General features: G+C 53.9%; 19 protein-coding genes. 15 read left to right on the top strand and 4 right to left on the bottom strand.

Annotation, left to right across the window (positions count from 1 at the left end; translation table 11 throughout):
• Positions 1-20 precede the first annotated feature (20 nt).
• The 6 genes from ACOZ4I_RS19195 to ACOZ4I_RS19220 all read left to right on the top strand — a co-directional run bounded on the left by ACOZ4I_RS19195 (position 21) and on the right by ACOZ4I_RS19220 (position 11870).
• On the top strand, positions 21-248 hold the full coding sequence (locus ACOZ4I_RS19195; protein WP_424005487.1) for a hypothetical protein: 228 nt from the start codon (positions 21-23) through the stop codon (positions 246-248).
• A complete protein-coding gene (locus ACOZ4I_RS19200; RefSeq protein ID WP_424005488.1) occupies positions 241-3540 on the top strand; it encodes an ATP-binding protein in 3300 nt (1099 codons plus the stop codon). Before ACOZ4I_RS19195 ends, ACOZ4I_RS19200 begins: the two co-directional genes overlap by 8 nt.
• Positions 3540-4181, top strand: a complete 642-nt coding sequence (locus tag ACOZ4I_RS19205; protein WP_424005490.1) for a DUF7680 family protein — start codon at positions 3540-3542, stop codon at positions 4179-4181. Before ACOZ4I_RS19200 ends, ACOZ4I_RS19205 begins: the two co-directional genes overlap by 1 nt.
• A 4-nt stretch (positions 4182-4185) precedes the next feature.
• Positions 4186-7077, top strand: coding sequence for a DUF1156 domain-containing protein (locus tag ACOZ4I_RS19210; RefSeq protein WP_424005491.1), 2892 nt, complete (start codon positions 4186-4188; stop codon positions 7075-7077).
• A gap of 17 nt (positions 7078-7094) precedes the next feature.
• Positions 7095-11045 (top strand): helicase-related protein, encoded by a 3951-nt coding sequence (locus ACOZ4I_RS19215; protein ID WP_424005493.1) that lies wholly within the window; start codon positions 7095-7097, stop codon positions 11043-11045.
• Between the two features lie 261 nt (positions 11046-11306).
• Positions 11307-11870 (top strand): hypothetical protein, encoded by a 564-nt coding sequence (locus ACOZ4I_RS19220; RefSeq protein WP_424005494.1) that lies wholly within the window; start codon positions 11307-11309, stop codon positions 11868-11870.
• 17 nt (positions 11871-11887) lie between these two features.
• Here the strand turns inward: ACOZ4I_RS19220 and ACOZ4I_RS19225 are convergent, their stop codons facing one another.
• Both ACOZ4I_RS19225 and ACOZ4I_RS19230 read right to left on the bottom strand, forming a co-directional pair.
• Positions 11888-13306 carry an argonaute/piwi family protein gene (locus ACOZ4I_RS19225; protein WP_233255205.1) on the bottom strand — a complete coding sequence of 473 codons (1419 nt, stop codon included), beginning with the start codon at positions 13304-13306 and terminating at the stop codon, positions 11888-11890.
• Positions 13303-14727, bottom strand: a complete 1425-nt coding sequence (locus ACOZ4I_RS19230; RefSeq protein WP_424005495.1) for a hypothetical protein — start codon at positions 14725-14727, stop codon at positions 13303-13305. The genes ACOZ4I_RS19225 and ACOZ4I_RS19230 overlap by 4 nt, the downstream gene beginning before the upstream one ends.
• A gap of 112 nt (positions 14728-14839) precedes the next feature.
• Between ACOZ4I_RS19230 and ACOZ4I_RS19235 the strand changes: the two genes are divergently transcribed.
• From ACOZ4I_RS19235 to ACOZ4I_RS19255, 5 genes are all read left to right on the top strand, one after another.
• Positions 14840-15688: a hypothetical protein gene (locus ACOZ4I_RS19235; RefSeq protein ID WP_157687632.1), complete on the top strand. Its 849-nt coding sequence runs from the start codon at positions 14840-14842 to the stop codon at positions 15686-15688.
• A 161-nt stretch (positions 15689-15849) separates the two neighbouring features.
• Complete coding sequence (locus ACOZ4I_RS19240) at positions 15850-16482, top strand: hypothetical protein (protein WP_424005497.1); 633 nt, start codon at positions 15850-15852, stop codon at positions 16480-16482.
• Positions 16483-16573: 91 nt separating this feature from the next.
• On the top strand, positions 16574-17140 hold the full coding sequence (locus ACOZ4I_RS19245) for a hypothetical protein (RefSeq protein ID WP_233255207.1): 567 nt from the start codon (positions 16574-16576) through the stop codon (positions 17138-17140).
• A gap of 58 nt (positions 17141-17198) precedes the next feature.
• The gene (locus ACOZ4I_RS19250) at positions 17199-17633 is read left to right on the top strand and encodes a TRAM domain-containing protein (protein WP_157687635.1); all 435 of its coding nucleotides are present in this window, start codon (positions 17199-17201) and stop codon (positions 17631-17633) included.
• Between the two features lie 76 nt (positions 17634-17709).
• Positions 17710-18063, top strand: a complete 354-nt coding sequence (locus tag ACOZ4I_RS19255; protein WP_424005499.1) for a hypothetical protein — start codon at positions 17710-17712, stop codon at positions 18061-18063.
• A gap of 83 nt (positions 18064-18146) precedes the next feature.
• Here the strand turns inward: ACOZ4I_RS19255 and ACOZ4I_RS19260 are convergent, their stop codons facing one another.
• On the bottom strand, positions 18147-18842 hold the full coding sequence (locus ACOZ4I_RS19260; RefSeq protein ID WP_424005501.1) for a nucleotidyltransferase domain-containing protein: 696 nt from the start codon (positions 18840-18842) through the stop codon (positions 18147-18149).
• Positions 18839-19513 carry a helix-turn-helix domain-containing protein gene (locus ACOZ4I_RS19265; RefSeq protein ID WP_285266028.1) on the bottom strand — a complete coding sequence of 225 codons (675 nt, stop codon included), beginning with the start codon at positions 19511-19513 and terminating at the stop codon, positions 18839-18841. The genes ACOZ4I_RS19260 and ACOZ4I_RS19265 overlap by 4 nt, the downstream gene beginning before the upstream one ends.
• Before the next feature lie 422 nt (positions 19514-19935).
• Between ACOZ4I_RS19265 and ACOZ4I_RS19270 the strand changes: the two genes are divergently transcribed.
• The 4 genes from ACOZ4I_RS19270 to ACOZ4I_RS19285 all read left to right on the top strand — a co-directional run bounded on the left by ACOZ4I_RS19270 (position 19936) and on the right by ACOZ4I_RS19285 (position 24492).
• Positions 19936-20754 carry a ParA family protein gene (locus ACOZ4I_RS19270; RefSeq protein ID WP_424005503.1) on the top strand — a complete coding sequence of 273 codons (819 nt, stop codon included), beginning with the start codon at positions 19936-19938 and terminating at the stop codon, positions 20752-20754.
• Positions 20751-21158, top strand: coding sequence for a hypothetical protein (locus ACOZ4I_RS19275; protein WP_424005504.1), 408 nt, complete (start codon positions 20751-20753; stop codon positions 21156-21158). The genes ACOZ4I_RS19270 and ACOZ4I_RS19275 overlap by 4 nt, the downstream gene beginning before the upstream one ends.
• A 246-nt stretch (positions 21159-21404) precedes the next feature.
• Positions 21405-21989 carry a hypothetical protein gene (locus tag ACOZ4I_RS19280; RefSeq protein WP_424005505.1) on the top strand — a complete coding sequence of 195 codons (585 nt, stop codon included), beginning with the start codon at positions 21405-21407 and terminating at the stop codon, positions 21987-21989.
• An 829-nt stretch (positions 21990-22818) separates the two neighbouring features.
• Entirely contained in the window at positions 22819-24492 is a 1674-nt protein-coding gene (locus tag ACOZ4I_RS19285) for a transposase (RefSeq protein WP_424005507.1), read from the top strand.
• Positions 24493-24930 lie beyond the last annotated feature (438 nt).

Here is a 24930-nt window from a genome sequence, read left to right on the forward strand (position 1 = left end):
TAGGTGATGTGACTATCCAGATGACGCAGAAGACAATTGGACAGAACACCGGCCAATCGGGCCGGGTGAATCTGTCGGGACCAGAACTCGATAAGTTCGATGCGGAGGTTGGAGACGCTATCAAGGTCGATGTCGCCGAGTCGAAGGGGATCGCCAAGGCGATCATCGAGAACAGCACGGAGTGTGAATTCGTAATAGTCTCGAAACCAGAAGCTGATTCCTCACCCACGGAGGAAATCGATGAGTAGTGAGTATCCCTCTCTCTTCGAGAGCTGCCAGCCCCGAGACGATGTCTTAGACGGCTCGCTCCAGGAGGAACAGTTCGCTGCGAAACTCTCGACTGTGGTCCACAACCCTGAGAAGGCAGCACCAGTCTATCGAGACCCCGACTCGTTCTACGATATGACCTATCCCACGGAAGGTCTCCGCACGCTGCTCTCCAATCTCACGGGGCGTTTCTTGGCGACCACAAAGTACGACCCCGGCTCGTATACTTCGAGCATTCTCTGTCTCGACACACGGTTCGGTGGTGGGAAAACGCACGACCTCATCGCCTCTTACCATCTTGCTGAGAACCCGGCAGATATTGACGACCTCTCACACTACCTGCTGGACGGCGACGAGGAGCTTGCGGCCGACTATCAAGATGCGGTGGCAGATGGCCTCGATATTGCGACGGGAGTCTTCATCGGAACGAAGGCTGATAGCAAGGATGCCCGCCATGCCGACGATGACCCGAATGCTCCGAACACTCGGACGATGTGGGGGGAGCTCGCGTACCAGCTCTACGGACTTGAGGGCTACGAGTATCTCAAGGACTACGATCAAGACCAGGACGCACCCGGTGAAGGGACGCTCTCGAAACTCTTCGCTCAGTACGACCAGCCGGCTCTCATTCTGATCGACGAAATCGCCGACTACATGAACAAGGCCGCGGGCACGCCTGTCGGCGACAAGACACTCGCCGATCAGACGCTTTCGTTCGTGATGGCGCTCCTCGAAGCGGCTGCCGAATCGGAGCACGTCACGGTCGTCTACTCTATCGCGGATACGGCCTTTGGTGAGCAGGCTGACCGGGTTCGTGATGGCGTCCGTGACCATATCGAGGAGGTCAATGAGATTGGCCGGCGGCAGCACAAGACGGTCACGCCGACCGACGAAAACGAGATCGGACAAGTCCTTCAGCACCGACTCTTCTCGGAAGTTCCAGAAAACGCCGCGCACGAAGCCGCCGACTCATACTTCCAATTCTATGACCAGGAAGACCGGCAGTATCCACAGGAAGCCACCGACGCTGGCTACGTGGATGTCCTCGCTCGCGAATACCCCTTCCATCCCTCCTTAATTGACGCTCTCACGGACAAGATCGATACGATCCCTCGATTCCAGCGCACGCGTGATGCCCTCCGCTTGCTTGCTCGAGCCGTCTACTACCTCTGGAATCACCAGCCCGACAGTTACGACCGCCACTGGATTCGGATCTACGACCTCACAGTCGCTGATGACGATCCTGGCGGTGGGATTCAGACGATCCTTCGTGAGCGCCTATTCGACTTCGTCGATCTCGGTCCCGCAGTGACTGCCGACATCTACGACGACGACGGTACCGCGCACGCCCAGCTTGAGGACCGAAAATGGACCGAAAACGGTCTCCCGCCCCTTGGAACCCATCTGACAACGACAGTTCTCTGGCACAGCCTCGCATATGGTGAACAGGCCGCTGGCCTAACTCACGCCGATTTGAACCTCGCCATCGGTCATCCCGATCTGAACTTCGACGACTACGATGCCGCACTATCCGCCCTCCGAGGCGACGATATGGACGTCGCGTGTTACTTCCTCTACGAAGAAGAGCGCCTCCGGTTCAAACAAGAACCAAACCTGATCCGAATCATCGACCAGCGGATCGAATCTACCCCCGAAGCGAGCGCTCATTCGCGTTTCGAGAACCGCCTCACCTCGAAGGAAATTGGGGATGGTGGCTTCCAGCCAGTGGAGTTCCCTGAATCGCCGGCGGATTTACCGGATACACCGGACACGCCGAAGCTTGCGGTAATGCATCCGGACACCGCTGCTGTCGAAGACGGCGGCGATACGCCGCCGAACCGGGTAACTCAGCTCTACGAGCAGCAAGCCGCAAAACACGACGGAGAGACTGAGACGCGAATCTACAAGAACTACGCTCTGTTCCTCGCCCCTGACGCTGATCGAATGGATGCAGCGATCGACGAGGCTCGGCGTCTCGAGGCCATCGAGGCCCTGCTTGATAGCCCTGAGCAGAAAGCCGACCTCTCCTCAGAACAAATCGAGGAGCTTCGAGAACGGAGCGACGAGGCACAGTTGATGCTCGGAGAGCTCGTTCGGAACGTCTACCGGCACCTCTACTACCCAGACCGGGACGGGCTTACCCACATCACCATCGGTGCGACCGAATCAAACGGCGGGACGACACTGGTCGACGCTGTCCAGACAACGCTCGAGGATAAGATCGTGAAACGCGACGCCGGCGCTCGTGGGTCCGCTCACGTCCAACAGAAACTCTGGCAGCAGACCCAGGACGCTATGTCCACCGAAGCGCTGGTCAACCAATACGCGAAGAAGCCGGGGCTGGACTACCTCTTCAGCACAAAACCGATTCGAGAGACTGTCTCCTCCCTCGTTAGTGACCACGGGTACGCATACTGGGATGGCGAGTCTGGGACAGCGTACTGGGTCGGGACAACGGAGCCTGAAACGTGGCCGCATCCGGAACCATTCGCGAAATCCCCCGATGTCGACACCTCGATTCGGGACAGCGATGTCCAAATCGGGAGTGCCTTCGTCGTTTATCGAGATATCGACGCGCTCGTCGACGATCACCTCGACGAAATCGACCGGCCAGAACAGACGGTTGCTACCTGTGCCGAGTGTGGGGCGGAGGTTGAAAACCCAGAAGGCAGCGAACCCTACTACTGTGAGGAACACCAGTCCGATACGACCTGTAGCTCCTGCGGAAAAGAGGTCGCTAGCGAGCAGTTGCTGGACGCACGCGGACGCTGCGAGGAGTGCCAGCCCGACGAGTCCTGGGAGGCGAGTAAGAAGATGATGTCTGCCTCACGGGCGTTCTCGGAGGTCCGTCGCGAGGCGGAATCGAAGGCCGGGACTGACCGGACGCCGCTGATCGAAGAAGTGACAATCCAAGTCGGTGGAGAGGATCCCTTCCAGGCGGCCAAGTTCGTCAGCCAGCGCCCCGGATTCAAAGCCCGTGAGGACGCGGTGACGGTCCGAATGCAGTACGAAACCCGAACTGACGACGGGACGTACAGCGCAGAATTCACAGGCTCACCGAGCCGATTCCGGAATGTGATCGACCAGCCCGGCTCGTTCGGCGATGATCGAGAGACCATCCAGTTCCGCTTCCAGTTTGACGAGCCCGAACCAATTACTGACGAGGGTGATGACCTCCTCGCTGCCCTCGATAACGACCTTGATGCGGGCAACATCGACGTCCGGGTCGAAGGGCGTGGCCCGATCCGGTCGAGTTCGGAGGTGACGGTCTGATGGCGAGTCGCGGTTCGAAATTTGAGACCTCACCCGGCGAGGGAACAGAGGAGGACCGGCTGGTTCGCTACGGGACGAGTATGTTCGGTGGACGCCCAACGTTCACGCTCGTCCGACGAGAGACCGACGGTGGCGGAGAGTGGACACTCCATGAACTACTCCCTCGCGAACAGGCTGAAGCCCGCCGTGATCGCTTGGAGCGGGATGGTCGTTCGTTGAGTATCACACCAGTTGAGGATCTCGTCTCGGACATCGCTGGGGACGACCTCCTTTCCAAGCTCGATGGCTGGACGTGGGATGAGTGGGCCGGCGCAAAGGTCGCACGGCTTGACCCGACCCGCGTCCGTGCGCTCCAGGATGTCGTCCGGGAGGCGATTGAAGGCACACCAGGAGATTCATCAGAAGTTCTCACTGGGGGGGCTGGGTTCGTGTTCCTACCCGAAACGGCAGGCGTCCGGCTTGCTGTTGCGTTCCGTGGCGTGAAGCCGATCCAGCGTATCGACCGGATGCGGTCGCTGGCTCGAGGCGTTGCACGGATGAGCGATGAGGAGTGTTACTACTGGTACGCAAAGTGTCGGTCTCCGTCGAGTCCGAACGGCGAAAAGGCCCTTCGAGTGTTGCTGACGGACCACATCAAATAGAACAATGAACGAGAACGAGTCTAACCCGGATGCTATTGAAGGACAGAATCTTGCAATAGAGGGGAAACTCCCGCTGAAAGCCGTAGGGATAGAGAACCTGAAGGAGGCAAATCCCAAACATATGCCTCCCCATCGCTACCTTCACCCTTGGTTTGCCCGTCGCCCTACACCTGCGGCTAGGTTAGCGACTTTGGCCTCAATCCTCCCAGAAGATGTTGATTCTGATCAAATACTTAGCTGGATTCAAATTGGCCCCAAAGAAGGAATTGAAGGGGATATCTCGGAGTACGTTGAACAAAAGAAAGCTAGTGAGGGCGATAGAAGCGGTTCTCTGGGCGACCATTACGGTTATCCACGTCCATTTACACAATCTCCGAATAAAAAAGAGAGAGATGAAATCCATGAAATACTGGAAGAGACGTGGGATGGTGAACTTCCAACCGTCTTAGACCCTTGTGCGGGTGGAGGTGTAATTCCATACGAGGCGATCAGATACGGTTTGCCGACTAAAGCTAACGAGCTAAACCCCGTTCCATCGGTAATATTACAGGTATTGTTGAATTACGCACCAAGCGTTGGGTCATTAAAGGACGATTTAGAGCGGTGGAGCCAGCGTATTGATAATCTCGCGGAGGAGAAACTGGAACAGTATTTCCCCTCGGAAGGAGAGCATGACTCCGTTGATTCTTATGTCTGCGCTCATGTCGTTACTTGTCCCGATTGTGGGACAGACATACCGTTAGTTTCGAAATGGTCCATTCGTACCCGAAGGAGTGCAGATACGGTTATCTCTGTTCCTGAAGTGGATGAAGATGGCTCGATCGAGTACGATTGTATCATTGAGCCGACGGAGGAGGAACTAGACGGATTTGATCATAAACAGGGGACAGTTTCTCGAGGTGGTGATGCTGAGTGTCTAAATTGTGGGATAGTCACTGAATCGGAGGATATCGTAGATATGCATCAAGACGGGGAGTTCAGTTATGACATTATCTGTGTCCGTTATATGGACTCCTCTGGTAACTACAGCTTCCGAGCACCTAATGAAGCTGATTATCAAGCTTTAGAGAGCGCTGAAGAACGTATTGAGTCTGATTTTGATCTTGCGTCCTTCTTGACTACTCCTCTCCCAGAAGGCGAAAAGACTCGGGAACCACGGGAACATGGGATTCATGAATGGAGAGATATGTTCACTCCACGCCAGCTGGTTTCTCACTACGAGTATTATAGGGCGTTTGAAGATAGGAAAGACGAAATTCAAGAAGAGCATCCGGAAGATGAAGCAGAGGCGCTTCTGACTGTTCTCTCCTTAGTCCCGGGTAAACTCGTTGACTATAATTCCCGCTTTTCACCGTGGCATACTGGGAAAGGATATCCCTCAAACGCAATGGGGGGCAAACACCTGTCCCTTGCTAAATCGTTTGCAGATATCAATATGTCAGTCGGTGGTATGGGGAGCTATCAATCTGCTATTGGGAAAATAATTGAATCTTATGAAGAACTAGTATCTTATCTTCCCGATGATGCTTCTCCCGCGGAACTATCTACGGGGGATGCTGCGAATCTACCTTATCCGGATAACGAGATCGAGGCAGTTGTGATAGACCCTCCCTATTATAGCAGTATCATGTACGCTGAATTATCGGATATGTTCTACGTCTGGATGAAGGAATATTTGGACGACGTCTATCCTGACCAGTTCCAGTCAGATCTCACAAACAAGGATGACGAAGCGGTCGCGAATCCCAGCCGATTTGAAGGTATTGCTGGCGGCTCTGATTCTAAGCGAGAACTAGCAAATAATGAATATGAGCAGAAAATGAGTGAGATATTCTCAGAACTATACCGCGTTCTCGAGCCTGGTGGAGTAATGACCGTGATGTTCACTCATAAAGAAACAGATGCTTGGGACACCCTCACTAAGTCCTTAATCAACTCTGGGTTCACAATAACATCAACACACCCGATTTCTAGTGAAATGCCGGCTAGAATCGACACTCAGGATAGCGGATCGGCTGATAGTACTCTGTTGCTTACTGGACGGAAGACTACCCAGGGCTCATCCCCACTTGATAGCGATGTGCCGACTCTTTGGAGCGATGTGCGCGCCGACACAAGGTTAGCCGCGAAAGACGCTGCACGAGACCTTCTTGATTCAGGCCTCTCTCTCACGAAGACTGATGTTATCATTTCTGCATTCGGGCCAACTCTAAAAGTGTACGCTGATGCCTATCCTGTTGTTGATGATCAAGATGAACCAGTACCACCGCGGCGTGCATTAGAGGAAGCGCGTGAAGCGGTGACACAGATTCTTGTCGATGAGTATCTAGAGGGAGAAGGTCTTGGTGAATTGGACGACATTACAGAGTGGTATGTCCTCTCGTGGCTTGTTCACGAGTCAGACACATTCAACTACGACGAGGGGCACCAATTAGGACTCGGGATTGGGGTTGATATCGACGATATCAAGCGATCAACCAAACTCTGGCGAAAGCGCCGAGGAGACATCAAATTGCGCGGTTACGACGATCGAGTTCAGGATATAACTCTCCCAAAAGAGGACCGGTCTAGCCGGAAACCAGTCGATCCAGATGCTATCTCATTCACAATTGCACTGGATGCGGTTCACGCGGCGATGCATGTTTACGAGAAGCAAGGTGAAGACGTTGCAATTGATTGGCTCAAGGAACGGAATTTCGATACGGATGCTCCGTTCAAAGCCACTTTAAAAGCACTCTTGCAGGTACTCCCCCAGGATCACTCTGAATGGGAAGCTGCTCGCGACCTGGCCTTAGGCCGGACCCACGATGCGCTTGGTCTGGAATTCACCCCCACCGATTTCACTGACCCCTCGGAAAACACCCTAGAACAGAGCGAACTCGGTGACCACGCCTAACTCGAAACCCCTCCAGTATGACTAATCTGCGTGACCGCGAGTGGCAGTCGATCTACGAGAGCAAGCCCGAGCAGGGGCGAGCCCACTTAGTCAAGGACTTCTACGAGCCCGCACTGGAACGCAGCCAGCAATACGACCGGATTGCGGGCTACTTCTCCAGTACGGCACTCGCGGCTGCTGCCAACGGCATTCATGCCCTCGTCGAGAACGATGGTGAAATGCGTCTCATCGTCGGCACCGAACTCTACGAGTCAGACCGTCCGGTTCTAGAGACGCTCACCGACCGTCTCGAGGAAAATCTTGAGGACCTCGATGACGAACGCCTGGATGCGAACCTCCGTATTCTCGCGCGTCTCCTCCGCGAGGGACGGATCCACATCAAGGTCGCCTATCCACGCTCTCCCTCTCACGACTGGGAGATCTTCCATCCGAAAGTTGGACTCTTCCACGATAGCGACGGAAACACGATTTCGTTCGAGGGCAGCGTCAACGAGACGGTCGGCGGCTGGGCTCGCAACTACGAGCGGTTCAAAGTCCACCGTTCGTGGGTTCCTGAACAGGCGGACTACGTCGCCGGCGACGAGGAGACCTTCGAGCGACTGTGGAGTGATGAACACCCCTTTGTCGAAGTGTATGACCTCCCCGAGGCGATCGAAGAGGACATCATCGACTGGAAAGCCCCAGATACCGAGAGCGATCTCCAGGAAGCGATTCAGATCGCGAACGGTACAGCTCCGCCGACCGAGCGCGACAAAGCGAACATCATTCAGGATGGACCACTCTCGCCCGGTGGGCTCGCACTGGCCGAGGAAGCGAGCACGATCACGCCGTGGCCGCATCAACGAGTTGTCTCGGACACACTCGTCAATACGTATCCACAGAGCTTCTTGCTGTGTGATGAGGTGGGACTCGGGAAGACGATCGAGGCCGGCCTGACGCTCTCCCGGCTTGGACTCACCGGCGAGCTTGAAACCGGGTTGTTGCTGGTTCCGGCGAGTCTGCAGCGGCAGTGGCAGGAAGAGCTCTGGGAGAAGTTCAACATCAACGCCGTCCGATTCGACCGGGATACAGCGGGCGATCACGTATTCCGGGACGTCCGCGGTCGCGACCACTATCCACCATCGGCAACGGACCTCGACCTCACTGGGAAGCGCGGATGGGCGGACAGCCCCATCTGGCGGTTCCTCTACGAACAGCAGTCGACTGATGCCGATGCATCGTCGCCGCTGGATGGGCCGACGGTCGTCATAATGTCCTGGCACACGGCTCGTCTCGACGACCGGTGGGATCAGGTCGCTCCCTTAGACCGGGTATCCGACCGGTCTCGGGACGTCATCCCGGCAAGCTGTCGCGGACGCGACCACGATACGGAAGACCGGATGGGCGTGTGGGACGCCGTCATCGTCGACGAGGCGCACAACGCTCGGCGTGGCAGTAATTTCTACGCTCTTCTCGAACAGCTTCGCGATTATACGCACGCCTACTACCTCCTGACGGCTACCCCGATGCAATTGCACTCTGGCGAACTCTACGATCTGATGCAATTGCTAGATATTCCGGGTGGTTGGGATAACCGAGATACCTTCATGGAGTTCTTCGAAACCCGAGACGGGCTGTCGCGGGCCCTCAACGAGGTTCTCGACAACCCCAGTTCAGAGTCCGACGAAGCGGAGGCTTCCTGGGACACGCAAGCCACGCTCGATGGACTGGAACACCAAGACCGGCTCCCGACGGACCGATCATTCTCCTCAAAAGTCTTCCAGCACCTTGCAGACGAGCTCGAGATCAATGAGGACAGACAGGACCGTGCCATTGCCAAAGAGCGTGTGCTGACCGCGTGCCGGCTCGCACGAGCCTATGGAGACGCCTACGACGGCTATCTCGACCATGTCGACGACGCGATGGCAGATTATGACATCGACCGCTTCGAGGCGAGCGAGGATACGAAACTCAAACGGCTCCTCTATCCTGAAGACGCCGACGAGTGGTTGATGGCGTCCCGCAGCGACCGACAGGACGCACTTGACGAACTTTCCCCGGGCGGTTGGCGAGTCATCCGCGATGTTCTCGCAGAGTCCACGCCCGTCGACGCGCTCATCCACCGGAATACACGGGATACACTCCGGAAGTACGAGGCGGTCGGTCTCCTCGATACGACCGTTCCGAACCGAAATCCCGAACAACGGAAAATCGAACTCACCGAGGAGACACGGGCGGTCTACGACCAGATCGACGAGTACACACGTGAATTCTACAAGCGAGCCCAACAGACTGACGAAGCCCAAACACGCGCCATCGGGTTCGTGATGACCACGTACCGACAGCGACTCACGTCGAGTGTCTATGCGATCAGTCAGAGCCTGAAACACCGGCTTGAGACGCTTCGGGCTCAACGAACCGTGCTTGCCGGACGGGAACGCGCTCGTGATCGGGACTATGGTGATGCGGAGCAGGTCGTCCTCGAAACGCTACAAAACGCGGACCTCGACGACGGGGACGTTCTGGATGAACTCGACGCTAGTAGCGACGACCTGGACCTCTCTGAACTCATCCCGAGCGTGACTGAAGAGGGGAAACAGCTTATCGAGGAAGAAATCGAGGCCCTGGAAGCGTTCGTCAACGACTTAGACTTGGTTGATACAGACCCGAAGATTCAGCAGCTGTACAACGACCTCGACGAGCTGGACCGTGCTGGCCACAACCGGGTGATTGTCTTCACGCAGTACGCGGACACAATGGACTTCATCCGGGACAGTCTCGCAGACCTTCTTGGTGCAACAATCGCGACGTACTCTGGTCGTGGCGGCGAGCTGTACGACCCCGATTCTGAAACGTGGGAGCACGTCGGGAAAGAGCGCGTGAAGCGTGAATTCTCACGTGATGATGGGCAGGTCGATATCCTCGTCTGTACCGACTCCGCGAGTGAGGGGCTAAACCTCCAGGAGTGTGGGGCGCTCATCAACTACGACCTGCCGTGGAACCCGATGCGAGTTGAACAGCGTATCGGTCGGATTGACCGTATCGGCCAACGATTCGACGAGATTCGCATTCTCAACTACAGCTACGAGGATACGGTTGAGACGGACATCTACGATCGACTTGACGACCGGATTGGCCTCTTCGAAAACGTCGTCGGTGAGATGCAACCCATACTCTCCGGCGTCAGCCAACAGATTCGGGATGCGACCTTGAACGCGGACAGCGCTGACGACCAGTCTGCGGTCGAATCAGCTGACCGCGAGTTCTCTGAAGAACTCGAAGAACGCGATCAGGGCGACCGCGTCGATGTCGGAGAGTCACTCGAGGACGTCGACGACCTCGTCGCTCAGGACGTCGTCGACGAAGCAAAACTTGATGCGTGGCAGTCCTACAGTCACCCGGATCTCGTCGACGTCGGCGAGGAGGAGTACGAGTATCAACCCCCGTTCGAGACACCGAGTCTTCAGTCAGTGTTGGTCGATAACGATGCGCTTGCCGAGGCCGGTGTTGAATTCACCCCGGTTCACGAGATTGACTTCGAGTACGATGACGGGGACTTCGACTTTGCGGACAGTACATATCGCCTCTCAGTAGGTGATGCACCGATTGAGGTCCCAGCCGGGGATGGGGAACAGACGATTGCACAGGCTATTGCGACTGCTGATGATGAAGTCGCGGTGACGTTCTCGGCTGTGTGTGCTGACGAGTTCCCATCGGTTCAGCATCTTGCACCAGGTCATCCACTTCTAGGACAGCTCCTCACAGTACTGCAGGATGTGAGTGAGGATACGTCGCGACTCCAACACCGAATCGTGACACGACCCGACCAAGAACAAGAGCCAGTCGTGTGTGCGTGGGGGCGGGACGGCGTGTTTACCCGGATTGCAGGCGATGGGACTGTGACTGAAAATGGACCGATGGATTCCCTTCCGACGTGGTGTGATCAATTCCTCGATAACCGAGAGAAGTCAACAAAGCAGCCACAGTAGCTGGGTAGTTTTGTAAGCATGGACTTCCCAGATGAACCAATAGATGCCAAATACTGCTCTTGAAGCAAATCTCCGCGCTATCGGGGATGGTGCGAGACTGGAACAGTTAGCTGTTGACTTGCTTGGTCGAGAAGGATACGACGTCGATCCAACTGGCGTGAGGGGTCCGGATGGCGGGAGGGATGCACTTCTTGAGCGTTCGGGAAAATCTGGCGTGCTCCATTAGCTATCTCTTTGTGGCTCCGATTAGACTCGGACAATATGCCGAAGCCGGATATTGAAGTCCTCGACGACGGCGACGCCTATCCATATTCATCGCATATCAGCGTAGACGGTACAGAACTCCAGCTGGGCGATCTTCTCCTCGTGTTTGATTCTCCCGACGACAATAGTGTCAGCTTCTTCGAGCGTGTCTATGGGTTTACTTGGCCGGGAGTTATCACTCACGTCGTCGATGGGCCGGTTCCCGCTGAGTTCCACAATTTCGAGGACTTTGCTGCGGATCTCGACAGCGGGAAGATCGCGGTCGCCAGCAAACGCGAACAAACGAGCTTCTTCGTCGACGAAGACACCGTCCGCACGATCACCCTCTACCGATACCAGTACCAGGGCGGGTGGCAGCCGATCGTGATTGATGAGCGACGAGATCCACTGGAAAACACCCCCTTCAATGAATCAATTACTCTCTGTGAAGATGGAGAGCAGGTAATTGAAGAACTACTCGGGACGAGTTCCCCTGAGGAGAAGCAGGAGGTTGAGCATATCTGCGAATTTCTGCGGTCTGCTGGTTATCAGCTAGATCCAATCTCTGATTCAGACGAATAAGCCTCTCACTCACCGATTCACATATAGTAGAAATACTGTGGCCGAACCTCTGAAATGGACTCCGTATCTACCTCGGAGAGGATTGTACCGACACGCTTTGCAACACTCACGGTTGCGGGCATCCGAATTGCGTAGTCCGATGTATTCCAGTCGAGTTTTGTGAAAAAGAGAATCTCCTTACAGATCTCTAACGAGGGTGTCTCACAGATCTCGTCAGGTCGGATCTCAATCGGTGATGGTACTCCACTCCCCTGATAGGTCGTCTCTTCCGGGACATATCCGGATGTGTAGAGATAGTGGACGTCGTCATCAGGGACGCTCAGGAGGGTTCCCCGCATGGCGGGATAATCCGTAGGCGGGAACAACCTGACCTTTGGCCGCCTACGAACCCAGACTAGATCTAAATCGCGAACACCGTCTGTGGCATCAAGCAACCCTTCACGTTCTTCTTCCCAGAAGACAGATGGCTTATGTAGGACGAACCGGCTGGGACGTGTCCCTTTCTGAGCTTCGTAATATTCCAGAATCTGCTCACCTACCTGCCTAGCCGCCTCATATGAGAGGTGGGGAGATCCATTCTCGTCCTCGGTGATATCCGGGAGTGGATCGCTCTGGAGGATAATATGGTCCCGTCCGTGAAAGACGTGAGCAAGAGCAGCTCGAATTACATCATCTCCTTCGTCTCGCTCTCTGTAGAACGAGAGTCCTGCGTAGCAGTGCCCATCTTCGATCTGCCGAGTTTTCCAGGGATGCCCTCGTTGTGACTTGTATAGAAGTCCAACTGTGAGATTCCAGGCCCGAGATGCTCGCTGTCGGTCAGTACGGATTGCAAGTGTGGATGGCTTAATCAGCTGTGTGGGGATTCGAGCCTCCATCCCGATCAGCTTGATTCGATTTCGCAGGTCAGAACCTTCCGACTGGATTCGCGCATGGTCCTGGTTCTCAGGAGTACACGCGTCCATCACTTCTTGCGGAATACAGACGATGATTGCGTTCGGCTGAACCGAATCCCGTTCGATTATCTCTATGTCTTTCCGCACTAGCTTCAGGAATCGCTCCATCCGATCTCTGGGGGTCGATTTACTCGTAACAGATTGGATGTCTCGTCGGCGAATTTGGCGTCTCCAACCCTTCTTTGCATTGATGGAGAGATTGAGCGGGGAACTCTTACCAAGGCCGGGATACGGAACCTGCCACGGATTATCACTCGTTCCTGGATGGATCCCGACCTCCATATCGTGAAGTAGTTCGGTCAACCGGCGGATCGAATCTCGATCGCCGATAATCCCGAGTTTGATTGTGTGGTGTCCTTCTTCATAGAGCCGTGGACCATATCTGATAAGGCCACGTTTGGGAGAGGTTTCAGTACCTCCTTCAAACTGAATCTCTGGCTCCTCGAGGTGACGAAGCGTGAACGGGGAATCTTCAGGCGTCATTGTTCAATTCCACCTGTGTTTTCGAGATCAGACGCTGACTCGATGAGCTCATCACGTTCGTCTCCGTCTTTGGGCGGGCGGACATTGAGGGACAACGAGTCAACTCTGGTCACTTCGAGTTCCTTTACGACGGGTATCTTTCCACCCATAAATCGATCAAGCTGGGTCTGATCCGACATCAGCAACTCTTCCCAGACACGCAGCTGGCGGTCGTACTTACTATTCTGGGCGTGGAAACGATTTGGCGAGAAGTCGTTTTGGAGCCGCGATTTACGCTCGCCTGTTACAGGCCGACGACCGTCAGAAGTGAAGACTTGTGTGGGTAGCAGAACGTAGTAGTACTCTTCCGCATAGCGCCGCACTCGTACTTTGACACCACGATGGATGACATCGGGGTAGGAGTCTAACTCCTTTGCAACCCACGATCGACCTAGTTTTCGCTTGGAACCGTGCTGTCTGCGGTTTAGTTCCGGGTATACAGTTGTTCCCTTCTCACGGTCGATGAGACAATCGTTATCTCTCGCAACGAGAGTGAAAATTCCCCTGAGAAGCGATCTTACGATGTTTTCACGCTCCTCTTCTTGAGCCCGCGTTCGGAGGAACTCCTCGAACTCTCGTGTTTCGAAACGGTCCTCATGTATGTAATGACGAGTAGACCCCGGAAGATGGTCCGGATGAACGAGCGAATATAATTTCCGCTCGTGAAGCTTGATGGGGAACGCTTCGTTGTTGTAATTATAGACGCGAGCAGATTCGGCTTCCTCCGTCGTATCTATGATGTACAGTGTCTCAGGGTAGCGGGTTACCTGAAACAGATTCGTCGCATATTCTGTTTCCTCTGAAACTGGTTCGTACGAGTGAAGATATGGTTCGTACTGGAACCGTTCTGTTTTCTCGAGTTGATGAGCTTGTTGACGGAGATCATCGTATGTACCGACGAAAACATGGGTATCGATAGCAAAATCCCGGAACTCATCTACATCAGTATCATCTAGCCGATCTACGACCTCATCGTTAACGCTGTCTTTGAGTTTTTCGTAGAAGTCGACCAGTTTCTGATTATCGGTGACATCACGATCGAACAGGGCTTTCCAGAGCTGGTCATTAGAAAGTGTCTCCGTAAAAATATAGAAGTCAAACCGGTGGGGTTGGGGTTGTTTGATATATTCGAGGAAATACCGGGCCAATTCGTCTCTAAAATCGTTCGGGCTGAGGCCTGTGGAATACGCTTTTGCCTCGGCTACCACTTTATCGCCCGTAGCTTTGTTTACAAACTGAATATCGTCAAGCGTAGAGTGGAAGGCTGAATCCCGCTCAACCATGTAATTCAGCCCTTCCATGTACTCGATGACGACTTCCTTATAGTCCTCCCCGCGTCGCGCCGTCCCTTCCCGCTCTTTATATAGATTGTAGATGGGCACGTTGTACCTCGTTACAAGGAAGTCTCGTGTGAATTACTTTTCCCTCAGTCGTTGGATAGTCTACTGGGATCCGACGGTACTTCTATAATCCGAGCGGTATATATTGGGGATAATGAACCGCGGGGACTTGGGAACGACTCTGCGCCTCCTCAATCATGAACGAGGGGCCGCGGATGCGCTGCCGAAAAAGTCGCTTCACAAGCTCCTCTATCGTATTGACGTCAAATCTACAGAGCAAGATTTGGACATCGAGATTCCGTATTATTGGTATCTCTTTGGTACTGTCTCCCCAGCAACGCCTTCGACTGTCCCCTCAGCCAGTATTAACGAGCCCGGACTTGAAGATCGCCTACGTTCTGTTGTCTCAGAGGCTCTCGCTGAATATTACGAACATGGATTAGAATGGCTCACAGACCGAATGTATGATGATGCACCGTATCAGGTTCAGCGGGATTTTCGGGAGTTAGATAAGAAGATACGAACGTTACATACGGAGTATCACGATTTCTTTGAGGTTGACCCAAGCAGAGAATCGGTACTCCGCTCCGTCCACGACACTTTTGAATCATTTCCAAACGACCGATTTCCGGAGTATGATCGACCACTAATCAAGTGGTATAACGCGGTCACTCGAGAACTCCATTCGCATTCTCCTGACCCCTCCAGATTGATGACGGTGAATGTAACGTTCTGGCGTATCTTTGCACTCGAGCTTGCTCAACGGCATGCCCAGGGAATGTCTCCGGAAGAGGTCCGTGGGAACCTCGGTATAACCTCGTTTGAGGAGGCTCGGAGTTCTGCGATCCAGAAACTTGACGAATTCGAAGAGGAAGACCTTGATGCGAAATTTTCTGGATTAGCGACCGAACTCGAATCTGAACGGAGTGCAGCTGACGAACTTGTTGCTCCGATTCTTGAACGCCGGGGAATTGCGCACGAAGATCTCCATCCGGGCCAATGACTCGATACTTCGTAGACACTAACGTCCTCATTGGACTCACGTTTTCTCACGACCGGTGGGCCGTAGAAGCAGAGCGTATCCTAGACGGTCATAACACGCTCTTCACGAGTGAGTTTGTGATCTACGAGTATTGCAGCCGTCCACAAGGAGCGCCTCGAGTTGTGTCCGACCCCGATCAGCTACAGGTTGACCCTGACGATACCGATGGCGTGTTCGGGACCGTTCTTGAAGACTTTCAAGAGAATGTCGAGGATAATATCCCAATGTACAACCGAGAAATCGATTTGCAGCGCTACGATGGGCTTTCCTTTGAGAGGACCTTAGAGATTTTCTTCGATAATATTGAGGTTCGAAGTCAGGCCAAGCCACACTTTGTTCGGCACTTCCAGAACTACTTCTCCTCGCGCGAAATCACCCCACGGAATGCGAAACGGTGTGTCGAAGATCTTCGAGATCGTATTCTCCACGACGCAAAGGAGCGGAAAGACGCACTAATGGATGCTGTCCACGTCATGTCGTCAACTTATGACGATCAGGAGCGCGCTCGCAGTCTAGTCAAGGAGCACATCGGAATTCGAGAGTCTCGGATCCCTCCAGTAGACTCTCAGTGGCTTCTTGACGCAATAGGGCTTGCAGAACGCGATGTGCTTCAGCGTGTTGTGACCGGAGATAAGAAAGACATCGTCCGATATCAGCAACAACTGACGTCATTATTTGATGTTTCAATCCTCTATATTTTGGATGAGTTCCATACTCGTTCCCAAGTCGGTCAGGATTCACACGAAATCTTCTGATTACGCAACGACTGGTTAGAAGGTACACTGTCGCTGGAGCTGAGGTCCACTCTGACATGAAGTACTTATGGGTGCCCTCCGGACGAAGCGTATGGGACTCTTTGAGACCTTATTTAGCTCATCCACCGGGGATACTGATCCTCAGGCACAGCAACCGAGTCAGCACGAAATCTTCCCCGAGGACAAGTACAATGTCGCATATGCTGTAGCCGCTCGGCGTGAAGAAATTCGGGCGTTAGAACACCTTCTAGAAGCGGATCAGACCTCACCTACCGCCTTGGAGGCTGAGCCTTTCCTTCAGGATATAATCGAAGATATGGAGCGGGATCGGGAATACTCCCTCCGCCTTCGCACCTCCGGGGAGGAGCTCGTCGACGATATTCGTGAACTCATAGAGCATTGGGATAATCAGGTAGATGAGCAGATAGGGACGATTTGGTGGCCTATCGGAGCAGATACGACGTTCAGGTTGTACCTCCATTATCTGGAACTCCGTGCTGACGCGGAGGATGACCAATTTTCGTTCCCGGAGTCTGCTGGACAGGTTCACACTCTCGTCCAGCGTGGTCTTAGTACAATGGAAGATGATGACGACTCGAAGCTCGCTGTAGTCCACAAGCGAGACATTCCTTGGGAAGAACCAGCTGAGGACAGCTGATCCAGTTCGCTCCTTCTCAAAGAGACCGATTAATTGTATCCAGTATCAAAACCCAGCTATGGTAGAAATCTCAGACTCCCTGTGTTCGCTGTTCACTGCGAAAATTAAGGAGGAGGATGGCACATTCGTCATCGAGATTCCTCCGAGTGAGATCAAGCATGGTGCGCTGACAGTTGATGAAACCTACCGCATCGCTCTTCTTGATTCATCCTCCGAAGCTGAATCAACATCTCCACAGGCCCCACGGCATCCCGCCTCTCAGGGGAGCACGAGCCATGATTCATCTGGTCCTCCTGTTGATGAGGGAGAAGTGCGCGACGTGACAATCGAAACCGTCGGTGATCAAGGAGACGGTATTGCGAAAGTCGAACGGGGGTACGTCGTGATCGTTCCCGGCGCTCAGCCCGGCGACGAGCCAACAGTCGAAATCGAACAAGTTCAGGAGAACGTCGCGTTTGCGAGCATTGTCGATAGCGATCCGCGAGCACTCTAACCTGTTGTCCCTTCTGTGGATCGGTCTTCTTCTCGGTAAACCATCGGTGTGAGAAGGCTCCGTTCGAGTTTGTCTGATGGAGGTGGTTCTGAAAGTCACGTCACGTTGTCTTCACGCGTTCGCGATGGCACAACCTTCCAAGGCCGAAATTCAATCTATGACAAAGGAACCGATTGAGGTACTCGACGACCTGGCCGACCAGGTCGCCGATGAGTTCGAGGGGTATAGACAGCCGGACGAATTCAAGGATGTCTCGCTCGTGATTGAGAACAGCGACAAGGAGCGTCCGACGCTGATCGTCCACGTCGATAGGGAGGATGCGGAGGCCCTTGCCGACCGTATTGATGAGTTCCTCCGCGAGCACGGTGTTCGTACTGAACGGGAACGACACTCAGCTACGGATGTCCGTGTGTTAGCGACGGTCGACTGACACCGCCCTCCAATTTTTTGACTGACTGCAAGCACCGCTGAAGGACCCTATCTTCACTTCCGATCAAGGGGGTCCCGACCGCTTCAGCTCAGGTGGTTAATCTGTGCAGACAGATACTCTTGGAGAGCGGTGACCGTTTCTTCTGAGACTGCTGAGGCCCCGAAGTCACTCCGATACCCGTGCTTGAGTTCATCGCTCTCTATGATCTCCAGTCCACGCTCAAGCTGCTCCCGTAGCGCATCGTCGTCCCCTCGCCGAAGGTGAGGCGTGACAGCGTCGAGATCGATTTCTTCTGCTACTGCCAGGACGTCCCGGAGGTCTGTTTCACGGCCGCTATGGAGCTTTGCCGCGACGAGGACTGCCCCATCGATGACTCTGGCTGTGGTCGTCACTGTACCTCCGCTCACCTCCTGTTGGTGGCTGTGGTCGTACAGGTAGTCGAACGACCACTGTGCCTCCGTCTGGCGACACCCGAGTCCGTTTACCAGGAGATCGAAGCCGATCGGCTGCTGCGGCGTGAGCCGCTTCTCGTACTCGATTACTTCGGTGTCGTAGAACCATTTCTTGGCGTGACTGTCTGTTTCCTCGAATCCCTGCTGTTGGAGGAACTCGACGAAGTCAGCCTTGGAGTCCGGCGCGACGACGATATCGAGGTCCGTGGAGAAGCGAGCATTGAACGCTGAGACAGCGTAGCCGCCAACAAGAACGTACTCGTGACCCTGTTGGGTGAGCTCCTCGAGCAGTTCGATGAGCGCGTCACTTCGGTTGGTGAAGCTCATGGCTGTGCCCGTTCGGTCTCCCGATACGTGACGCCGAGGTCGAGGTCCTCGTACATCCGGTCGAGCATCGCCAGCCCCGACTGGAACTGGGCGTAGTTCTCACGCATATACTCGATTGTCTCTGCCCTCGGGATCACCGGGTACCCTTCGACGTGCTCGATATCGAGTGACGCGCGTGGCTCGAGGACGATCTGCAGCGGTCCGTCCAACTCGTCTCGGGGCTGTCGTTCGAATGCGGTCGGGAGGTCGAACCACTCGAAAAATGTCTCCCAGGCGTCGACGTCCTGCTCACGAACAGCAAGGAACAGTGGATAGTCGTCGGGCTCGCGACCGACCTGGTAGCCGCCCTGAGTCCACACGTAGACGGCGTCGATCCGCGTGAACGCGAACGGCCAGTCACTGAACTGTGGGATGACGTACGTTTCCTCGATGGAGGGTGGACTGACGCCGGCGCTGGCAGCGACGAGCTCGAGCGCTGCGTCGTGTACGCGCTCGTCGACTACAGTGAGGCCGTCGTCATAGGAAACGTAGCCTGCGTCTTCCAGCCGATTGACGGCCTGTCTCACTGTCTCGTAGGGCGTGTGGAGGTGTTGGGCGACACGGCGGATGGAGTCACCACTCTCGATGGCGAGGATAGTCTGTGCCGCCGTGTCGTCGAGAACCTCATACATCTGGTGGTTACCAATAATCCGGTAACAGTTAAAAGTCTTACTCGACTGGCCGTAAAGCACGATCTCCCCACTTGTTTCGAAGGTAGTCCAGATCCCCGCTGAAAACACGCGGAACGACTATAACGAATTCAACGAGCAAAACGAACAGAACGAGAAAAATGAATGGATTGAACGCATTCTGAGGAACGAACTGGTTGAGGATGAGCTGGCCGGCTTCTACTCGATGAACAGAACGGGTGAAACGAACGTAACGAATAGAACGAATGCATTGATGGCAACGATAGTGTTTGCCTCAACGAGCGAAACGAACAATTGGTTTTAACATCGTAGTATTCCTCTCACCGAGTGAAACACCCTCACCGAACCAAACGAACAGAACGACCAAAACGAACGGAACGAACACAACGAGGTAAACGAAAGAAATGACCGACACCAACACCGCACGAATCACCGTGGCGAATCAGAAGGGAGGCGCGGGGAAGACAACCGACGTCATTCATACTGGCGGCGCACTCGCCGCCCGAGGCCACGACGTCCTCCTGGTCGATATCGACTACCACGGGGGGCTCACCTGCTCGCTTGGCTACAACGATCTGTACTACGACACCGACCGTACAACGCTGTTCGACGTCCTCGACTTCGACCAGATGGAGTCGGTGAACGACATTATCGTCGAGCACGAGGAATTCGATATCCTCCCCGCGAGCGAGAAGCTCGCGAACAACAAGAACATCCAGACGCTGCTTGAGGCACCGAAGAGTCGCGAGCGGTTGGAGATGACTCTCGACGAACTCGAGAAGGACTACGACTACATAATCGTCGACACGCCGCCATCCCTGAACGTCCTCACCGACAACGCCCTCGTCGCGACCGGCAACGTCGTCATCCCTGTCATTCCCGAGAAGCTTAACGCCAACAGCCTCCAAATTTTCGCAAAGCAGCTGAGCTCCCTCGAACAGGCGTACGGAGACATCAATCGGCTTGCGATTGTCTGTAACCGTGTCGAGCAGAACGCCGAGCATCGCGACACTATCGAGGAGATCAAGTCGGCGTACTCTCTCCCAGTGTTCGAGATCCCGAAGCGGACTGACCTCTCCCAGTCGATCGGCGAGGGGGTGTCCGTCTTCGGCTTCGGCAAGGAGAACCAGCGCGTCGAGGATGCACGCGACTTGTTCAACGAGATCGCCGACCTGTTCGACGAGACGTTCGAGAAGACCGCGCATGAGGAGGTGAAAGCATGAGCGACGGCTGGGGCGATGCTTCCGGCATCGAGGGCAATTACGAAGAGGAGGACGATGAGGTCGATTCCGGTGAAACGAGTGAGGTGAGTGAAACGGTGGAAACTAGTTCATCGACCGAAACGACCGAACCGACTTCAACGAGTGAAACGAACAAAACGAGCAAAACGAAGACGAACATCAAGGACGAGTGGAATGGGCGGACGATCTACATTCCCGACGATGTCCTCGACGAGATGGAGGACACTTACCTCGAGTCCCAACTGAAGCTCCGCAAGGCGGGCCAGGACGAGTTCAAGAAGAACCGCCACTTCTACCCGCTACTCGTTCAGTTCGGTGTTGAGGCGCTCTCTGAGGCGAATGCCGAGGAAATCAAGGCTCGGCTTTCGGAACTCGGCGACGAATGACCTCGTGCAGAGCGAGGCCTGAGAGTAGTTGAGACTGGCACTCTCAATGCATATGACTTAAGCTCCTGTCTGCTCAGTACTTCAGAGTGCGTCGATTCTGATATTTCTATTAATAATTGTTATTTTTATGTAAAATGGTATAACCCTAAGCATTCAAGAATCATATTTAATACCAGTCAGAAATAATATGGAAATGCGTTGTCGAAAAGCTGAGATGGCTGAACCAATAAGGGTAAAGGATCCAATATGAAAGAAACCATCAACGATTCGCAAAATTCAACGAGACGGACTGTGATAAAGAATATCGGTCTCAGCGCCGCATCAGTTTCAATTCTTGGAACTGGAATATCATCTGCTACAGGAACTTCTCCAGAGGAGGATGGCAGTAGAAACGAAACTAAGATTGGGGGCAGTGATGCCGAAGTGGAGCCTGAGGCTATTACCAATGCCCAGGCTAGTTTCTCCCCGTATACGGTCGAAACAGGAGAGAATACAACTCTCAGCTGCTCATGGGATTTCCAAGCCATAATCCCACCAGCCAATTGGTATCAGATTGATATTCTTGTTGAAAAGGGTAAAACCTCTCAGCCTGAGACGGTGTCGCAGAACATTGGTGAAGCTGACGTCACTAAAGACTGGGTGTCCGCGGAGGACACGCCCGTCGGAGATGCTTGGCACTGGCAAGGCAAGTTCTGGACCGCAGATATTCTCGGTACACATGCAGCTGTTGATGCAGAAATGGAAGCAGAGGAAACTGGGGAAGTGGAGGCGAAGGCAGGTACCTACCATCCTCTACAGGCTTGGTCAACCACCACACTCGATATTGAATAAGGAACCTCATCTCTACAGGCTGAAGTAGGAACACGACTTGAAAAATACTTAGAGGAGTGGTATCGGCTACGTTCGGTTCCTTTCGTCTACAGGCATTTTTACGGATTCAAGTTGTTCTATCCGGCACAGAGCATCCTACAAGGGCCAATGCCCCGTTCGCTCTATGCTTTACGTACGTGATTTATTCAGTTTCGTTACAGTAGAGTTCTTACTTCCAATACAATAGCAGGAATATAGATAGGAGAACAAAAGAAATGCCGCCAAACGTTACTCCTCTTACTACGGCATTGAGAGGTGGGTCCCCATCAAGTAAAAATGCTCCTACAGTAGCCAACATCAGCGCTGCTGCTAGTGTTTGTAATATTTTCAAGCGGCGTTGCTCTATGTTCAATGGTGCCATACATTCCAAATCTGAATTCTAAATACATATTCTTTTTGATATTCCCGGAATTTCACGTTGAAGGGGGTATGGGAACGGTAGTGGGGGACATGAGACTAATCACGAACTTTACAAATCAAATCTCCGGCGGTTATTCTCCGTTGTATTCAGCAACGGCAATAACTGTTCTCTCAACCGAATCCAAAAATCATGCCAACTGTTCGATGATACCCTCGAATACAGGCTAAGTCCACCTAGCGTCACTCACCTGTTGTTTCTGCTTGAAGTCCACCGCATATTTTTCAAGTATTGGCGACAAAAAAGTGATGCGGTAATGTTCGACTACTTTGTGTGACCAACTCAAAGATGCGAAGGCCGAGTATGAGATCCGTTGAGCTCCTCAATATCAGTTAGACGGATTTTTGGGCGTATCGTGGCCAGTCTATCGCAGTGGTTGCGAGTTGTGACTTTCAACGCACTGTCTTTCGGCGAATCGCACTACAATCATTCGCTGAATGGCCAGCATATGATTCGACGCCACTCTATGACCGGAGTTCTCTCGCCGGCCTGAAAGAAGACATCCGTACCGTTGCGTCCACGTGGTTCGACCACCAGGCTCACCACTCCGTCGACGAGTTCGTATCTCACTGCCCAGTTGCGTATGTCGAGTTTCGATCACACGACTGGTATTCGGGAGCTACTCAGTACGAGATGGCCCAACTGTTCCGACTGTTTCTGCTCAAAGAAATTCACGGCTGGACCCACGAGACGGCACTCCTCACGTATCTCACTCACCATCCTGAACTCCGTGAACAACTAGACATAGAGACGGTCCCAGACCAGTCGACGCTGTGGCGAAGCTGGCACGAACGATTCACTACAGAGCTTCGCGAGACAATTGAGGCAGCTGCGCGGACGATTCTAATCAAGGCTCAGAACGCAGGCGTTGCTGTTCCGCGCGAGCCAGAACGTAGCTTTCCATCGCAAGATGACGAAGAAGAACCAGTCCCAGAAGATCAAGCCGTCCTCGACGAAGCGGCATCAATTACGAACCACATCAGTCACGTCGTTTTTCCGGCATTCTCACTGAATCGCGACAATGGCTGTGAGATCCACGAGAACGCCTACTGGGACTTACAAACATATCTCGGACTTCGTGAGCGGTTAGCTGCCAATGAAGGAGCCCGCAGTTTCGTCTATGAATCGAATCGGGATCGGACGCCATTGGGCCACGCCCATCGCGATCAGATTCGTGACCTCTCTATTGAGCAGATTCGGGAGATGTACCGGCAGGCTGTGACTCGACTGTTGGAGGAAGCAGCGGAGACGGAGGAGTTCTTCCGAGCAGGAATCATCGCTATCGATATTACTGAAGCAGACCCGTTCACAGGCGACAGAACCGGACACGAAGATGAGATTATTGGGACAAAGGAGAAGACCGATGAGTACGCCTATCAGTGGGCTACGGTCCAGTTGGTCGGCAATGCGGTTCCGATTGTCCTCGATGCCCGTCCTGTACGAAGAGGTGAATCACGGAAAGAGATAGTGGAGGATCTGCTGGATTCAGCCCAAGACGCCGTTCACGTCGATAATGTGCTGATGGACCGGGAGTTCGACAGCCAGCACATTCTGGAGATGCTCAGCCAACGAGGGCTTTCGTATGTCGTCCCGAAACGGATGCAGACGAGCGAGAAAGCCCAAGCAAAGCGACTCTTGCAGCGAGGCCAGGGTCGGTACGAGACCGACAGGAAGCTCCACCTCGGGAAGAACGAGTGGCACGAGACGACACTGATCTACCGCCGGAAAGAAGACTCTGAGCACGGGGACTATCGACAATACTCGGTATTCATGACGAATACCAGCAGTGCCTTTCTCACCGAGTATGGGTATCGCTGGGAGATTGAGAGCGGCTATAGGTCGATCAAGCGGTTCATGGCTGCCACCACGTCAAAAGATTTCGGGCTTAGATTCTTTTATTTCGCGTTTGCGTGCCTGCTGTACTCGATTTGGCGAGCAGTGGATCTGCTCGTGCAGGTCGAGTTGACTGGTGAGTACGAACACTCGCCAATTGTGACAGCCGACAACACGCTGACGTTGTTGAAAAAGGAGACAGGAATCGGGTAGCAGGGTGCTTGATTCGGGTTAGCGCGGTGTTTGAGTGGCTACACTGCTGGAAGTCTCGAAAATTTGCCCATTTGACTGGCAATGTACCAAGAATAGCCATCTGGAGAGTAATTTGAGCCAGTTCCCGATCACTGAAACAGCCGAAAACACGCATTACAGTCCCGCTAAACCCCCTGTAGTCTCAACTCACAAGGCCTGAGATTTTGTATATCGATATACGATATATAATATCCTGTGGTGCGGAATTCCGGGGGTAAGAGGCTCCAGTTGCCGGTATTCTCCTGATGGGGCGAATACAGCAAGTGGTCCTGATTATGCTCGTAATCACGACCACTTTGAAGTACCCCGCCGCCGTCGGTGAAGCACGAATGCTGCAACCGCCTCACAACGGCACTTCCCCCAGGGTAGAGGCACCGAGACCGGGCCCGCAGGACGGTG

The organism is Haloarcula salina, assembly GCF_049603855.1.
GTDB lineage: Archaea > Halobacteriota > Halobacteria > Halobacteriales > Haloarculaceae > Haloarcula > Haloarcula salina_A.

Coding starts and splice junctions, on each gene's coding strand:
- ACOZ4I_RS19260 (WP_424005501.1), bottom strand. CDS start 18,842: ATGAGCTTCACCAACCGAAGTGACGCGCTCATCGAACTGCTCGAGGAG.
- ACOZ4I_RS19270 (WP_424005503.1), top strand. CDS start 19,936: ATGACCGACACCAACACCGCACGAATCACCGTGGCGAATCAGAAGGGA.
- ACOZ4I_RS19205 (WP_424005490.1), top strand. CDS start 3,540: ATGGCGAGTCGCGGTTCGAAATTTGAGACCTCACCCGGCGAGGGAACA.
- ACOZ4I_RS19265 (WP_285266028.1), bottom strand. CDS start 19,513: ATGTATGAGGTTCTCGACGACACGGCGGCACAGACTATCCTCGCCATC.
- ACOZ4I_RS19235 (WP_157687632.1), top strand. CDS start 14,840: ATGAACCGCGGGGACTTGGGAACGACTCTGCGCCTCCTCAATCATGAA.
- ACOZ4I_RS19255 (WP_424005499.1), top strand. CDS start 17,710: ATGGAGGTGGTTCTGAAAGTCACGTCACGTTGTCTTCACGCGTTCGCG.
- ACOZ4I_RS19220 (WP_424005494.1), top strand. CDS start 11,307: ATGCCGAAGCCGGATATTGAAGTCCTCGACGACGGCGACGCCTATCCA.
- ACOZ4I_RS19250 (WP_157687635.1), top strand. CDS start 17,199: ATGGTAGAAATCTCAGACTCCCTGTGTTCGCTGTTCACTGCGAAAATT.
- ACOZ4I_RS19215 (WP_424005493.1), top strand. CDS start 7,095: ATGACTAATCTGCGTGACCGCGAGTGGCAGTCGATCTACGAGAGCAAG.
- ACOZ4I_RS19195 (WP_424005487.1), top strand. CDS start 21: ATGACGCAGAAGACAATTGGACAGAACACCGGCCAATCGGGCCGGGTG.
- ACOZ4I_RS19245 (WP_233255207.1), top strand. CDS start 16,574: ATGGGACTCTTTGAGACCTTATTTAGCTCATCCACCGGGGATACTGAT.
- ACOZ4I_RS19210 (WP_424005491.1), top strand. CDS start 4,186: ATGAACGAGAACGAGTCTAACCCGGATGCTATTGAAGGACAGAATCTT.
- ACOZ4I_RS19225 (WP_233255205.1), bottom strand. CDS start 13,306: ATGACGCCTGAAGATTCCCCGTTCACGCTTCGTCACCTCGAGGAGCCA.
- ACOZ4I_RS19280 (WP_424005505.1), top strand. CDS start 21,405: ATGAAAGAAACCATCAACGATTCGCAAAATTCAACGAGACGGACTGTG.
- ACOZ4I_RS19275 (WP_424005504.1), top strand. CDS start 20,751: ATGAGCGACGGCTGGGGCGATGCTTCCGGCATCGAGGGCAATTACGAA.
- ACOZ4I_RS19200 (WP_424005488.1), top strand. CDS start 241: ATGAGTAGTGAGTATCCCTCTCTCTTCGAGAGCTGCCAGCCCCGAGAC.